This window comes from Micromonospora rhizosphaerae (assembly GCF_900091465.1).
Classification (GTDB): Bacteria; Actinomycetota; Actinomycetes; order Mycobacteriales; family Micromonosporaceae; genus Micromonospora; species Micromonospora rhizosphaerae.
The window spans coordinates 1,924,390-1,939,063 of record NZ_FMHV01000002.1 but is presented as its reverse complement, the minus strand read 5'-3'; the positions used below and the strand labels follow the sequence as shown (position 1 = coordinate 1,939,063).

11 protein-coding genes and 1 pseudogene are annotated in these 14,674 nt (G+C 73.8%); 4 read left to right on the top strand and 8 right to left on the bottom strand.

The features are described from left to right. The first annotated feature begins 38 nt into the window (after positions 1 to 38). The gene (locus tag GA0070624_RS09425) at positions 39 to 1,028 is read left to right on the top strand and encodes a GlxA family transcriptional regulator (protein WP_091339055.1); all 990 of its coding nucleotides are present in this window, start codon (positions 39 to 41) and stop codon (positions 1,026 to 1,028) included. Positions 1,029 to 1,463: 435 nt separating this feature from the next. On the opposite strand, the gene GA0070624_RS09420 is transcribed toward GA0070624_RS09425, so the two are convergent. The 7 genes from GA0070624_RS09420 to GA0070624_RS09390 all read right to left on the bottom strand — a co-directional run bounded on the left by GA0070624_RS09420 (position 1,464) and on the right by GA0070624_RS09390 (position 9,148). After that, positions 1,464 to 1,943 carry a hypothetical protein gene (locus tag GA0070624_RS09420; protein WP_091339053.1) on the bottom strand — a complete coding sequence of 160 codons (480 nt, stop codon included), beginning with the start codon at positions 1,941 to 1,943 and terminating at the stop codon, positions 1,464 to 1,466. A 129-nt stretch (positions 1,944 to 2,072) separates the two neighbouring features. Further along, complete coding sequence (locus GA0070624_RS09415; protein WP_091339050.1) at positions 2,073 to 4,025, bottom strand: VWA domain-containing protein; 1,953 nt, start codon at positions 4,023 to 4,025, stop codon at positions 2,073 to 2,075. Positions 4,026 to 4,027: 2 nt separating this feature from the next. Next, positions 4,028 to 5,527, bottom strand: a complete 1,500-nt coding sequence (locus GA0070624_RS09410; protein WP_091339048.1) for a magnesium chelatase ATPase subunit I — start codon at positions 5,525 to 5,527, stop codon at positions 4,028 to 4,030. 49 nt (positions 5,528 to 5,576) lie between these two features. After that, positions 5,577 to 6,227, bottom strand: a complete 651-nt coding sequence (locus GA0070624_RS09405) for a response regulator (protein WP_091339045.1) — start codon at positions 6,225 to 6,227, stop codon at positions 5,577 to 5,579. Continuing rightward, positions 6,224 to 7,558, bottom strand: coding sequence for a sensor histidine kinase (locus GA0070624_RS09400; RefSeq protein ID WP_091339042.1), 1,335 nt, complete (start codon positions 7,556 to 7,558; stop codon positions 6,224 to 6,226). Before GA0070624_RS09400 ends, GA0070624_RS09405 begins: the two co-directional genes overlap by 4 nt. A gap of 118 nt (positions 7,559 to 7,676) precedes the next feature. Beyond that, positions 7,677 to 8,174: a hemerythrin domain-containing protein gene (locus tag GA0070624_RS09395; RefSeq protein ID WP_091348468.1), complete on the bottom strand. Its 498-nt coding sequence runs from the start codon at positions 8,172 to 8,174 to the stop codon at positions 7,677 to 7,679. A gap of 5 nt (positions 8,175 to 8,179) precedes the next feature. After that, a complete protein-coding gene (locus GA0070624_RS09390; protein ID WP_091339039.1) occupies positions 8,180 to 9,148 on the bottom strand; it encodes an aldo/keto reductase in 969 nt (322 codons plus the stop codon). Between the two features lie 194 nt (positions 9,149 to 9,342). On the opposite strand from GA0070624_RS09390, the gene mgrA reads away from it, so the two are divergent. Next, the gene (mgrA, locus tag GA0070624_RS09385) at positions 9,343 to 10,338 is read left to right on the top strand and encodes an L-glyceraldehyde 3-phosphate reductase (protein ID WP_091339036.1); all 996 of its coding nucleotides are present in this window, start codon (positions 9,343 to 9,345) and stop codon (positions 10,336 to 10,338) included. Between the two features lie 32 nt (positions 10,339 to 10,370). Here mgrA and GA0070624_RS36595 read toward each other — a convergent pair. After that, positions 10,371 to 10,556 (bottom strand): annotated as a pseudogene (locus GA0070624_RS36595) (lytic polysaccharide monooxygenase); the annotation flags it as partial. A 190-nt stretch (positions 10,557 to 10,746) separates the two neighbouring features. Between GA0070624_RS36595 and GA0070624_RS09380 the strand changes: the two are divergent. Together GA0070624_RS09380 and GA0070624_RS09375 are read left to right on the top strand one after the other, a co-directional pair. Then, positions 10,747 to 11,952, top strand: coding sequence for a DUF11 domain-containing protein (locus GA0070624_RS09380; protein ID WP_176731639.1), 1,206 nt, complete (start codon positions 10,747 to 10,749; stop codon positions 11,950 to 11,952). A gap of 86 nt (positions 11,953 to 12,038) precedes the next feature. Next, the gene (locus tag GA0070624_RS09375; RefSeq protein WP_091339031.1) at positions 12,039 to 14,330 is read left to right on the top strand and encodes a DUF4153 domain-containing protein; all 2,292 of its coding nucleotides are present in this window, start codon (positions 12,039 to 12,041) and stop codon (positions 14,328 to 14,330) included. The last annotated feature ends 344 nt before the right edge of the window (positions 14,331 to 14,674 follow it).

Sequence of the window (14,674 nt, the reverse complement as noted above, 5' to 3'; positions counted from 1 at the left end):
CGGCCGGAGGGCGCCCGACGAGTGGCCGGAAAGCCATCATGCGCAATAATCGGGCCATGGCCCTCGTCCCGCACCGGATCGCGGTGCTCGCCCTCGACCAGGTCGTCGGCCTGGACCTTGGCACCCCGTCCCAGGTCTTCGGCACCGCCCGCACCGAGGACATGCAACAGCTCTACACGGTCGACACCTGCACCGCCGGCCGTCTGCCGGTGCGCAGCACCGCCGGTTTTCAGGTCCTCCCCGACCACGGGCTGGAGCTGGTCGAGGCCGCCGACACGGTGGTCGTCCCCGGCATCCACGGCGGTTCCCCGCTGGTCGACGGCACGGTCGACCCCGCCGTCGCGGCGGCGCTGCGGGCCGCCCACGACCGGGGCGCGCGGATCATGTCGATCTGCACGGGGGCTTTCGTGCTGGCCGCCGCCGGGCTGCTCGACGGCCACCGGGCCACCACCCACTGGGCCCACGCAAGCTCGTTCCGCCGGCTCTACCCGAACGTCGAGCTGGATCCGGAGGTGCTCTTCATCGACGACGGGGTGCTCACCTCGGCCGGGGTGGCCGCCGGCCTCGACCTCTGCCTGCATGTGATCCGCAGGGACCACGGCAGCGAGGTGGCCAACCGGTCGGCCCGGCGCTGCGTGGTGCCGCCGTGGCGGGAGGGCGGGCAGGCGCAGTACATCGAGCGGCCGGTCCCCCGCGGATCGGAGATCGGCACCGCCGCCACCCGCGAGTGGGCCCGGCAGCGACTGCACGAGCCGGTCGCACTGCGCGACCTGGCCGCGCACGCGCGGATGAGCATCCGCACCTTCACCCGGCACTTCCGCTCCGAGACCGGGCTCAGCCCGGCCCAGTGGCTGCTCCAACAGCGCACCGAGCACGCGCGACTGCTGCTGGAGACCACCGACCTGACCGTCGACCAGGTGGCCCGCCGCTCCGGCTTCGGCACCACCGCCGCCCTCCGCCAGCACTTCCAGCACCGCGTCGGCGTCGCCCCCTCGGCGTACCGCCGCACCTTCCACCCGCGCCCCTGACCCACTGCGGCTCGGGCTGCGACCCCCTGCTCGCTCCGGCTGCCACCGCCGCTCCGGGTCCCGCGCCCGCTGCCCGCTCCGCGCTGACTCACCGCAAGGAGCGATATGCCTCTCCGTCATATTTATGACTCACAGGCATATCGCTCACGAAGGCGATGCCGGGCACCAGCGTCACGGTCGGTAGCCGGCTCGGCCGGAACGTCTGCACGAGCAGGAGATCGGCGAGCCGGGAAAGCAAGCGTGGGGTCGTCGGCCCGCTGCTGCCGACCCCACCTCCCGCAGCAGGAACTGGAAGCTCGGCGAGGACGGGCCGACCGTCGGGCGGCGCCGGGCGGGAGCGGGTACGGACGGGCGAAAGCCGCCGGAGCAGACCCGCCCGCAGGCGCGACACGCCGCCGCGGGTGGGCGCGGCGCGCCACTTGACGGCGGCGGCGCTCAGGCGGGGTGCGGGTGAGGGCGGAGGGCGCGGAGCTGGGCGAGGTGCATCGGGACGTGGACGCGGGCGTGCAGGTCGAGGGTGCGGCCCCAGGGCATCGGCTCGGTGACGGTCAGGTCGAAGCCCTCGCGCAGGTGGGTGTCGACCGGGGTGGCGGCGGCCGCCGGGTCGAGGCGGTCGGCCAGCACGCAGAGCTTCTGGCTGGTGGCCCGGAGCAGGGTGGCCAGCGCGTCCAGACCGCCGCACTGGGAGACCAGCGCGTCTAGCTGCGGCCGGTGGATGGTCTCCAGGTCGTAGTACGCGAACGGCGACCCGGCCAGCACGGCCTCGGTCGCCTCGCTCATCAGCTCGTCGTTGGCGGCCAGGTGCGCGACGATCTGCTCGGCGCTCAGCTCCCCCTCCGGCGGCGCCCCGAACCCGCCCGCGTCCACCTCCGCGAGCACCTGGTCGTAGACCCGCCGCAACTCCCCGCTCTCCACCCCGGCAGTCAACCCCGACCACCCGCGTCGATCATGGAGTTATGGCGCCCGGTTCACCCGGATGGGCCGACTTCGTCCCCGATCACAACTCGATGATCGGCGGGCCGAGGCGGGGCGGGGCGAGCGGGGTCAGCGGCGGCCGCGGCGGGCGCGGAGGTAGTCGGCGACTACGTACTCGCCGAGGTCGTCCAGGTCGGGGGTGAACATCCGGCCCTGGGAGCGCCGGGCCACGGCGTCGACGAAGCGGCGCAGGCCCGGGTCGTCGCCGAGCATGAACAGGTTGAGCGTGGCACCGTAGCGGGTCAGCCGGTCCACCTCGCGGATGGTCGCCTCGACGGTCTCGGGCAGCGGCGGCCAGTGGAACAGCGCCTCGCCGTCGTCCGGGTCGAGGTGGGCGGTCGGCTCGCCGTCGGTGACCACCAGCACCACCGGCTCGGCGCCGGGGTGCCGGCGCAGGTGCCGCCCGGCCAGCCGCAGCGCGTGCTGCAGGTTGGTGCCCTGCTGCAGGTCCGGCTCCACCGCCGCCAGCTCCTGCTGGGTCAGCGGCAGCGCCTCCCGCCCGAAGCCGATGATCTGCAGGGCGTCCTGCGGGAACCGGGTCGCCACCAGATGCGACAGGGCCAGCGCCGTCTGCTTCATCGGCCCCCAGCGCCCCTGCGAGATCATCGAGTACGACAGGTCGACGCAGAGCGCCACCGCCGCCGACGCCCGTCGCTCGGTCTCCACCACCTCGAAGTCCTCGACCGCCAGCTGCACCGGCACGGTCGGGCCGGCCCGGCGTACCGCGCGGGTGAGGGTGCGCACCACGTCGAGGGGCTGCTCGTCGCCGTACTCCCAGGGCCGGGACCCACCGCTGACCTCGCCGGCGGCGCCCGCCGAGCGCAGGTCGTGCTGGCCCCGCGGCCCGGCGGTCAGGTCGGCGAAGACCCGGCGCAGCGCGGTGCCGGCGAGCCGGCGCAGCGCCTTCGGGCTCAGGGTCAGCCCGTCCGCGTCCCGGCTCACCCAGCCCTGCCGGCGCAGCTCCCGCTCCAGCTCCTGCAACCGGCGTACGTCGTCGGCGGCGTCCCGGCCCAGCGTCCGGGTCACCGCGTCGACGTCGATGTCGTCCAGGGTGGCGCCCGCGTGCTCCTGGTCGAGCTGATCCAGCAGCTCGTCCAGCTCGGCGAGCTCGCCGAGCGCGCCGGTCGCCTCGCCGTAACCGAGCGGCTGGTCCCCACGGACCCGGTCGCCCCGCTGCCAGTTCAGGTCGGGGCGCAGCGCCCGCAGGTGCGCGTCCAGCGCGGACAACTCGCCGGCCAGCTGCTCGCCCAGCGACTGGCGCATCAGCCCAGCCAGCTCCTCGCGTTGCCGGTCCGACAGCGACCGCATCAGCCGCTCGCCGGCCGCCGCCCGACGGGCCAGCACGTCGACCAACTCGTCCACGTCCTTCGGCCGCTCCGGGAAGAACTCGCCGTGCCGGCGCATGAACTCGGCGAACGCGTCGGTGGTGTCCTCGGCCCGGGCGTGCCGGGCCAACAGGTCGTTGAGGTCCCGCATCATCTCGGCGAGCTGCCGCTGGGCCGCCGGGTCGGCGGCGGCCCGCGCCGCGTCCCGCAGCCCGGCGAAACGCTGCTCCAGCACCTCGCCCCGCAGCCCGTCGAGGATCCGCTGGTACGTCTGCCGCGCCTCGTCGCTCGCCCACCGGTACTCGGCGAGCTCCTCCACCGCGCGGGCGGTGGAGCGGGGCAGGTTGTCCAGCACCGCCTCGGCGAAGCGGGCGTCGTCGTCCTCGCGCCCGCCCAGCTCGTCCCGCTCGGCGGCGAGCGCCTGGTCGAGCAGCGCCCGCGCCCGGGTCACCGCGCCGTCCAGGTCGCCCCGGCGCAACGCCTCCCGGCGCAGCCGCCGGGCCCGGGCGGCCAGGTCGTCCAGGCCGCCCCGCCCCTGCGGGCCCCGGCGCAGCAGGTCGCGCAGCGCCTCCCGCAGGCTGCCGCCGGCCAGCACCTCCGCGCCGACCGCGTCCACCGCCGCGCGGACGTCGTACGGCGGGGCGAGCGGGTCGGGTCCGCCGCGCCACTGGCCGTACCGGAACCGGTTGCCGGCCACGGTCAGCCCCGGCCGCCGTAGACGGTCCGGCCCGACTCGGTGACGTCCTTGCCGAGCCGGCGGGTCAGGTGCAGCCCTTCCAGGACGAACTCGACCCCGGCCGCCGCCTCCTCCGAGGTGGGCGCGTCGCCCAGCCCGAGCCGGTCGAGCACCTTGGCCAGCCCCGGCACGGTCCCGACCTGGCGCAGCAGCTCGGCCGAGGAGACCAGCTCGCCGGTCTCGATCACCGAGCCCTCGGCGACCAGCCCGGTGAACCCGGAGAGGTCCAGCCCGGCCAGCCGGGCCCGGAACGTCTCGGCGGTGGCGGTACGCAGCAGGTGGGCGAGGATCTCGATCTCCCGCCCCTCCTCGCCGCTCTCGAACTCCACCTTGCCGCGCAGGGTCGAGGTGACCGAGACCGCATCCCCCACCCGCGCCACCGCCGCCTCGGGTGAAAGGAAGGGCCCCCTGTTAACGCCTTCGGTTGTATAGGGGCCCCCTGCTAACACGTCGCCCGGGGCGGAGCCCGCGGCGAGCAGGCCGGCGCGGCGCAGCGCGGCGGCGGCGACCGTCTCGGCGGCGGCGATGGCGAACCGGGCGGAGACCCCGGAACGCGGGTCCACCGACGGCGACTCGCGGACCGCCCGGGCGAACCGCGCCAGCACCTCCAGCACGTGCTCCGGCACCTCGGCGACCAGGTCGGCCTCCTGCCGGATCAGCGCCAGCTCCAGCTCCAGGTCGACCGGGTAGTGGGTGCGGATCTCCGCGCCGAACCGGTCCTTGAGCGGGGTGATGATCCGGCCCCGGTTGGTGTAGTCCTCCGGGTTGGCGCTGGCCACCAGGAGCAGGTCCAGCGGCAGCCGCAGCTGGTAGCCGCGGACCTGGATGTCCCGCTCCTCCAGCACGTTGAGCAGCGCCACCTGGATCCGCTCGGCCAGGTCGGGCAGCTCGTTCACGGCGAAGATGCCCCGGTTGGTGCGCGGCACCAGTCCGAAGTGGATGGTCTCCGGGTCGCCGAGGGTACGCCCCTGGGCGATCCGGATCGGGTCGACGTCGCCGATCAGGTCACCGACGCTGGTGTCCGGGGTGGCGAGCTTCTCGCCGTACCGCATCGAACGGTGCAGCCAGCCGATCGGCAACCCGTCGCCGGCGTCCGCGACCAGCGCGCGGGAGGCCGGGGTGAGCGGGTGCATCGGGTGCTCGTTGAGCGCCGAGCCGGGGATCACCGGGGTCCACTCGTCCAGCAGCGCGCCCAGCGCGCGGATCAGCCGGGTCTTGCCCTGGCCGCGCTCACCGAGCAGCACCATGTCGTGGCCGGCGAGCAGGGCCCGCTCGACCTCGGGCAGCACCGTGTCCTCGTAGCCGACGATGCCGGGGAAGCGCTCCTCACCGGAGCGCATCCGGGCGAGGAGGTTGTCGCGGATCTCCTGCTTGACCGTGCGGTAGTGGTGGCCGGACGCCCGCAGTTCGCCGAGCGTGCCGGGCAGGTCGACGGACGGGACCGGGGAAACCTGGGCAGTCACCCGGCCTACGCTAGCGCGGCCCGGTGACGATCCGCCCCTTTCCGGCCGCTCAGCCGGTCGGCACCACGAATCCCGACTCGTACGCGGCGATCACCGCCTGGGTGCGGTCGCGGACGCCGAGCTTGGCAAGCACGTTGCCGACGTGCGTCTTGACCGTCTCCACCCCGACCACCAGCTGCGCGGCGATCTCGGTGTTGGACAGGCCGGTGGCCATCAGCCGGAGCACCTCCGCCTCCCGCTCGGTGAGCCGGGCGGAGCGTAGCCCGTCCCCGCCCCGCCCGCCGTACGCGCCGACGAGCTGCCGGATCGCCGCCGGGAAGAGCAGCGACTCGCCGGCCGCCACCACCCGGATCGCCTCCACCACCTCGGTCGGGCGGGCCCGCTTGAGCAGGAAGCCGCTGGCTCCGGCGCGCAGCGCCTCGTAGACGTACTCGTCGTTGGCGAACGTGGTGATCACCAGGACCCGCGGCGGGTCCGCCGAGGTGGCGAGCAGGCGCCGGGTGGCCTGGATGCCGTCGATGGCCGGCATCCGGACGTCCATCAGCACCACCCGGGGGCGCAGCTTCGCCACCAGCGGCGGCACCTCGGCGCCGTCGGCGGCCTCGCCGACCACCCGCAGGTCGGGCTGGGCGTCGATGATCGCCCGCAGCCCGACCCGGATCAGCTCGTCGTCGTCGACGATCAGCACGTCGATGCTCACCCGGTCTCCTTCCGGGCCACCGGCAGCCGCACCCGGACCCGCCACCGGTCGTCCTCCGGACCGGCGGTGATCCGCCCGCCGAGCAGCAGCACCCGCTCCCGCATGCCGTCCAGGCCGCGCCCGCCGCGCCCCGGCCCGGTCGCGCCGCGCAGATCATTGACCAGCTCGATGTCCAGCCAACGACAACTCCGGCTCGGCACGGCCGGCGCCGCGGAGCGACCTGGAGCCGTCGCCTCCGGGGGTACGTCGACCCGCAGCGTCACCGGGCCCCGCCCGTACCGGGCGGCGTTGGTCAGCCCCTCCTGCACGATCCGGTAGCCCTCCCGGGACACCGCCGCCGGCAGCTCCCCCACCGCCCCGGTGACCTGCGACTCCACGGGCAAGCCGGCGGCCCGGGTCTCGTCGACCAGCCGCCCCAGCTGGGCCAGGGTGCGCTGCGGCGCGGTCCCGCCCGGCGGGCGGACGCCGCCGGTCCCCCGGCCGCCGGTCTCCCGGCCGTCGGTCTCGCGGAGCAGGCCGAGCACGTGGTCCAGGTCCTCCATCGCGTGCCGGCCGGTCTCCTCGATGGCTGCCAGCGCCCGCCGGACGAACTCCGGGTCGACGTCAAGCAGCTCGCGTGCCGCGCCGGCCTGGAGGGTGGCCACGGTCAGCGCGTGCCCGACGGAGTCATGCAGCTCCCGGGCCAGCCGGTTCCGCTCGGCGAGCCGGGTGGCCCGGGCCTCCAGGGCGGCGATCCGCTCGCCCTGGGACGGGCCGAGCAGCACCGGCGCCATCGAGGCGGCGAGCGCCCCCAGCCCGGCGACCGCATAGCCCAGCCCGACCAGCAGCACCACCCCGGTCAGCGTCATCCAGCGCGGGTCCCGGCCGGTCAGTGGACCGAACCCGGCGCCCTGCACCGGCCCGGTGTCGACGCCGAACTGCTGGGCGATGAAGACCAGCGCCATCGGGAACGCACTGATCGCCGCGAACAGCACCAGCCCACCGGTGACCAGGTGCAGGGTGATCCAGAGCGCGGACCGCAGTCGGGTCTCCCGGTCGATCCGGTGCCCGACGGCGGGCTCGGGCAGGTCGACCCCGAGCAGCGCGCGAGCTGCGGCGACCTCCAACGCTCGGCTACCGCCGAGGAACACCGGCACGGCCGCGAGCACCACCGCGACCAGCAACAGCCCGAAACCCACCGGCCGGGGCACCTCGGACCGGGTCAGCAGCTGCGCGAAGGCCGCTGCGATCAGCGCGTACGGCAGCGCGAGCACGCCGCCGAGCAGCAGGAACACGCCGCGCCGCCAAGTGCTCGCCCGCACCAGCGGCCCCAGCATCGCACGGACCCTCACCCCGCCATTCTTGCGCCGCCCAGCACCCCACCGACTCCCCCGGGCTGGGGAGATCCCACCCCGAGACGCTCACCCGACCCATTTCGCCAGCGCGGCCACCCCGCGCGCTGCGACAACTTCAGCGGTGCTCTTCGACGTACTTCTCGGGGTCCTTGTCCAGGAAGGGCAGATTCCGGCCGTTCTTGTGCTCGCCGTAGAACCTGAGCCAGCGCGCCCCCAGCTCCGCCCGCAACTCGACGCTGGCGTGCCGGCGGAAGTCCGGCAGCGCCTCGTCCTCCTCCTCGGCCAGGTGTTCGCTGTTCTCCCGGCGGGCCTTCCACACCGCCGCCCACCACACCTCCGAGCCGACCGGGTGCAGCTTCGACTCGGCGATCGCGTCCCGGATCTTGTTGTGGTCGCCGATGGCGTCGGTGGTCTCGTCCTCGCCCTCGTCGCCGTGCCGGACCAGGTGCGGGTAGAGGATCGCCTCCTCCGCCTCGGCGTGGATGTCCAGATGCAGCGCGAGCGCGTCCCAGACGGCGAGCAGCTCGGCGTCGTCGCGGGCGTCGTCGAGCCGGGCGAAGCCGCGCCGGAAGGCGGCGTGGTCGTCGAGGATCAGCGCGGTGATGTCGTCCATGTTCGTCACTTCCCTGCGCGGGCGCGGATCAGTCTGGGCACCGCGGCCAGGCCGGTGACCGGCGTGAACTGCCGGGCGGCGGTGGCCAGGGCCGCGTACTCGTCGTCGGTCAGGTCGATCTCGGCGGCGACCGCGTTGCGTTCCATCTGCTCCACGCTGGACGCGCCGGGAATGGCCACCACGTTCGGGTGGCGCAGCAGGTAGGCCAGGGCGATCTGGCTGGGGGTGGAATCGTGCGCGTCGGCGACCCCGCGCAGCGTCTCGATGAGTCGCGCACCGCGTTCCAGGTTCTCCGGCAGGAAGTACGGGTTGGCCCGGCGGACCGCCCCGCTGGGCCGATGCTTCGCGTCGTACCGGCCGGAGAGGAAGCCCTGCGCCAGCGGGCTGTACGCCATGACGATCCGGCCCTCCCGCTCCGCGTACGGAATCAGGTCCTCCTCGGGGCCGCGGTCGACCATGCTGTAGCGGACCTGGTTGCTCAGCACCCGCCGGCCGAGGGCGTCCTCGGCGGACCGCCAGCGGCGCAGGTTGTAGTTGCTGACCCCGACCTCGCCGACCAGCCCGACGTCCTGCAGGGCCCGCATGCCGCGCATGGTGGTGGTGTCGGGGACCACCGGGTTGGGCTGGTGCACCTGGTAGAGGTCGATGCTGGTGACGCCGAGCCGGGCGGCGGAGGCCACCGCCCGCTGCTGCACCACCGGGGCGATCGGCAGCACCGGGAAGATCTTGCTGGCCACCACCACCTTGGCCCGGTCGTCGCCGAGCGCCGCGCCGAGGATCCGCTCGCTGCGGCCGAAGCCGTAGAGCTCCGCGGTGTCGAAAAGGGTGACGCCGAGGTCGAGCGCCCGCCGGACGATGTCCACCGCCCGGCGCTCGTAGTCGGCCCCGTAGCCCCACTCCTTCGAGCCGAACTGCCAGGTGCCCAGGCCGATCTTGGAGATCGGCTTGGGGGTGTCGAGCTGCACGAAGCGCATGGCCCTGAAGCTACCCGGCACGGCGCGACGCCACGCCCGTTCCGATCCCCCGGCACACTGGCCGCGCAGCTCTCCCCATCCCGGTTGATCATGAAGTTGCTGTCACGACTCGCCGGCAGGGGTGGCAACAACTTCATGATCAACGAGCATGGGGGGTGGGGGTGCGGTGGACGGTGGGCGGATAGGGTCGGAGCGTGAGTTACCTTGCCGCGGATGAGCGCTACGACACGATGACCTACCGGCGAAGCGGACGCAGCGGGCTACGACTGCCCGCCATCTCGCTCGGGCTGTGGCACAACTTCGGGCCCGACCGGCCGTTCGAGCGGCAGCGGGACATCGTCCGACGCGCCTTCGACCTCGGGATCACCCACTTCGACCTGGCGAACAACTACGGCCCGCCGCCCGGCTCCGCCGAGGAGAACTTCGGCCGGCTGCTCGCCACCGACCTCAAGCCGTACCGGGACGAGCTGGTCATCTCCACCAAGGCCGGGTATCTGATGTGGCCCGGCCCCTACGGCGAGTGGGGCTCCCGCAAGTACCTGATCTCCTCGCTGGACCAGTCGCTGCGGCGGATGGGGCTCGACTACGTCGACATCTTCTACTCCCACCGGTTCGACCCGGACACCCCGCTGGAGGAGACGATGGGCGCGCTGGACGCCATCGTCCGCTCCGGCAAGGCGCTCTACGTCGGCATCTCCAACTACAACTCGGAGCAGACCACCCGAGCCGCCGCCATCCTGCGTGACCTGGGTACGCCGCTGCTGATCAACCAGCCGTCGTACTCGATGCTCAACCGCTGGACCGAGAAGGACGGGCTGCTGGACACGCTGGAGGAGGTCGGCGCCGGCTGCATCGCGTACAGCCCGCTGGCGCAGGGGCTGCTCACCGACCGGTACCTCGGCGGCATCCCGGCGGACTCCCGGGTGCGCACCAGCGTCTTCCTCAACGAGAGCGACCTCAGCCAGGAGACGATGGCGACGATCCGGGGGCTGGGGGCGATCGCCGAGCGGCGCGGCCAGTCGCTGGCCCAGATGGCGCTGGCCTGGGCGCTGCGCGACCCGCGGATGACCAGCCTGATCATCGGCGCGAGCAGCGTCGCCCAGCTCGAGGGGAACGTCGCCGCGCTGGGCAACCTCGACTTCACCGCCGAGGAGCTGGCCGAGATCGACTTGGCCCTCACCCTGGGCTGACCTCGCTGTCGGAGCGCGCCGCCATGGTCCGTCGCCAGACGGCCGTGGCGGCGCGTGTTGTCCCACTCGCGTACCGCCGTCCCGGCCGCGACCGCAGCGCGGCAGGCCGGCGTCGCCGCCTGGCCACCCTCGGGCCCGCAGGCCGCCGCCCGGCTGCGCGGGCTGGTGGGCGCGCCGTGCGCGGCGGTGAGCAGCAGGGCCGCGACGGCGGCGAGCATTCGGCGTACGGCCATGCGATCGACCGCCCGGGCAAAGGTACGGGCGCCGGAGGTGAACGGTTGGACGGTGACGGAGCGGCGCGACATCGTGACCGGCCGGCTGATGGGACGGCCGATCCGTGCGGGGATAAATTTCCCTGGCTGGATGTCTCCCGAAGGTCCTCGTCGAGGGCAGGGAAGAGGGAATCCCATGTCACGCCCAGCCCGCACCCGTCTCCTGTCCGCTCTCCTGCTCGGCCTGGTCTCCGTCGTGATCCCCGCCGGCCCCGCGCGAGCGGCGGACCCCGTCGACCTTTTCATCTCCGATGTGAGCGACCGGCCGGACCCGGTCTTCGCCGGATCGACCGTCTCCTACTTCGTCTCGGTGGGGAACCGTGGCCCCGGTACGGCGACCGGTGTCCTCCTGACCGCACCGCTGCCCGTCGGGGTGTCGTTCCAATCCTCGGGCGGGGACGACCGGTGCAGCGCCACCTCGACCGCGGTGACCTGCGACCTGGGGACGATGGGTGCGCCGGGAGTGACCTCCCCGTTGATCATCCAGGTCACGCCGACCGAGGCGGGCACGCTGTCACTGACCTTCACGGTGTCCTCCGACGAACCGGACGCGGACCCGTCGGACAACACCCGGACGGCAACCACGACGGTGACGACACCCACGGAGGCCGACGTCGCCCTCCAGTTGAACGCGTCCGCTGGGCCCACCTACGCCGGGACGCAGTTCTTCATCTCCGCGGGCGCATTCAACTCGGGTCCGGCGCCCGCCACGGGAGTCACGGCACGACTGCTGCTGCCGGCCGGCCTCTCGGTCCTCTTCGGCGCGGCCTGCGTACCGGACAGGGTGGGTTCAGTCTGCACCGTCGGTCCGATGGAGCTGCCCTCGCCGGGAGGGTCGATCGCTCTGATCGCGCTGACCGCGTCCGCGCCAGGGGCCTATACGATCTCCGGGTCTGTCACGGCGGACCAGCCCGACCCGCAGCCGGCGAACAACAGCGGGGCCGTCACGATCACCGCCCTCCCCGCCGCCGACCTGGCCGTCACCGTCAGCGAATCCGCCGACCCTGCCGTCCCCGGCCGGCCGCTCACCTACACGCTGACCGTCACCAACCGCGGGCCGTCGCCATCCGTCGTCCACCTCACGGACGAGTGGTCCGGCACGGTTGCCGGTGGTCTCAAGCTGCTCTCCCTCGAGCCGTCGCAGGGCGGGTGCGGGTCGCCCACCGCCGGTCGAGTGGAGTGCGACCTGGGCACACTCGCCAGCGGCGCCACCGCGACCGTCGCGGTCAGCCTGCGACCTCAGGGCGTGGGCACGGTCACGAACCAGGTCCGCGTGACGGGCACCGAGTACGACGGCGAGCCGACGAACAACGCCGCAAGTGAGACCACCGCCGTGGGGTGAGCGATCAGGTCCACCGGCTCTCGGGGCGGCGGGCGACCCGCGCTTGGCCCTACAGTGACGGCACCCTTTGATCAAGGAGCGTTGCTGTGTCCGAGCCGCCATCGGCACCAGATTCCCCCCGGACCGCCCCGGTAACCGGGCCGGCAGGCGACGACGTCCCCGCCGACGCCCCGCCGCACCTGCTTGTCATGCCCGCCGTGGAGGGCGCGCCGCCCGGGATGGTGTGGCCGGGCCCGGAGGGCCAGCCCGCCTGGGCGATCCCGGTCTCCGTTCCGCCCGGCACCCGCGGGTATGCGCTGTTCATCCCGCTGGTGTCCGCCACCGCTGGCGGCGGACAGGAGGCGGCGAGCGCACCGGCCCCGGTGATCCCCGCCCAGGCGAGGGCCGGCACCGCGGCGGCGTCCGGCGCCGACCGCGATGTCCGAGAGGGGACGACTCCCGACACCTCGACTGCGACCGCCGGCGCGGACGCCGCAGCGGCTGCCGGCCCGTCCTCGACCACCGCGCAGCCCTCCACTGCCTCGCCGGACAAGATGTCGGCCGAGGTCCCCGCCGCCACCTCGGCCGAGACGGCCTCCTCCGGACCCGCACCGGCCGCTCCGCAGGAGGAGGCGACCACCGGTCCAGAGGCAGCGCCGACCGCTCCGCAGGAGGGCACGACGTCACGCCCCTGGGTCGCGCCGGGGACCCCGCAGCAGGGCTACTTCCCGCGCCAGCCCGACGCCGCACCGCCGTCGGCGCCGCACCCCGGCGCCACCGGTCCGGCTGCCGGCACCCCGCCGCCCTACCCTGCCCCGCAACCGGCGCCCGCCTGGGCCACGTTCCCGCCCCAGCCGGGCGCGACGTGGACGCCCCGCCCCCGCGAGCCTCGGACGAAGTTCCTCGGGGCGAGGTGGCCGGGACCGAAGCAGGCCAAGGGGCGGGCCACCCCGGCCGCGGTCCTCGCCGGAGCGCTCGGGATCGCCTACTTCGTGCCGCTGGGCCGTACCGGCATCGGCTGGTTCCTCGGCTGGCTCACCCTGACCATCGGCGTGCTCGTCGCGGTCCGCCGGAGCACGGCGGAGCTGCCCCGCGCCGAACGCCTGGCCCGGGGCGGCTGGGCGGTGGCGGCCCTGGCGCTGCTCTCCGTCCTCGCCTTCCGCAACGCCTGGTGGCTGGTGACGTTCTGCGTCCTCGGCGCGCTCGGCTGCGCGACCTTGGCCATCGTGGGCGGCCGGCTGGTCCGGTCGATCCTGTTCAGCCTGGCGGCGGCGCCGTTCGCGGCGTTGCGCGGCCTGCCCTGGGTGCGGAAGCACATCCAGGCCCCCGCGGACGCCGGGATGATCCGGCGGGTGGTCGGGTCGGTGCTTGCCACCGTGGTGGTGCTACTGGTCTTCGGCACCCTGCTCTCCTCGGCCGACGCGGCGTTCTCGCAGGTGCTCAGCGCGATCATCCCCGAGATCAGCATCAGCGCGGTGTTCCGCTGGATCTTCCTGGCGGCGATCGGCGGGCTGATCGCGGTCGCCGCCGTCTACACCATGGCCGCCCCGCCGGACCTGTCCACCGTGGACAGGCCGAGCCGACGCAGCCTCGGCCTGGTGGAGTGGGCCCCGCCCATCGGCGCACTGACGGCGCTCTTCGCCGGCTTCGTGGTGGTGCAGTTCACCGTGCTCTTCGGCGGCCAGCGCCACGTGCTGAAGACGGCCGGCCTCAGCTACTCCGAGTACGCCCGCAGCGGCTTCTGGCAGCTGCTCTTCGTCACCCTGCTCACCCTGGCCGTGCTCGGCGGGGTGACCCGCTGGGCCCGCCGCGAGCGGAAGGTCGAACGCACCCTGCTGCGCGTCCTGCTCGGCCTGCTCAGCGCACTCAGCGTGGTCATCGTGGTGTCGGCACTGTCGCGGATGTACACGTACCAGAAGGTCTACAGCTTCACCGGTGAGCGGATCTTCGTGATGGCGTTCGAACTGCTGCTCGGGGCCGTCTTCCTGATGATCCTGGCGGCCGGGATCCGGTGGCAGGGCCGGTGGATCCCCCGGGTCACCGTGGGGCTCGCCGTGGTGATGCTGCTCAGCCTGGCCGTGCTCAACCCGGAGGACTACGCCGCCCAGCGCAACATGGCCCGGTACAAGCAGACCGGCAAGATCGACGCCTGGTACCTGCGGGCACTCTCCGCCGACGCGACGCCCGCCCTGACCAGGCTCCCCGACCCGGTACGCCGCTGCACGCTGAGCTGGATCGCCGTCGACCTGCAAGACCCGGACCCCTGGTACGCCTGGAACCTGGGCCGGTTCCGGGCGCGTCAGGCGCTCGACCGGGTCGGCGAGGAGGCGATCGGCGGGCCGGACGACTGCGCGGAGGCCGACCGGTTCGATCTGCCCAAGAGCCGAAGCACGCGCTGACGCCCCTCGAGCCGCGCGGCCCCGACCCGGCCGCGCGGCTCGACCGGTCGAGCCTGTTCGCATGATCAGGTGTCGACTGCCGTCTCGCGGCATGGCCGGACTGTTCAACCTTGCCTGGCGTCTCGTGCTGCCCGGTTGACCGCCGGCGCCTCGCCTCGTGAACCGGATGCTGCGGCGATCTGGGGGGCGCTGGGGACGGGTGCCGGCCTGCTGGCCGTGTTGGTTTACGCGGCGGCGGCGCCACTGGTCCGGACCAGGCGCTGACCCTCGCAGGCACGTACGTCGCCATCGCCCATCCACTCGGACACTCCCAACCGGCCTGGGTCGCCGTCATCCTCGGCGGA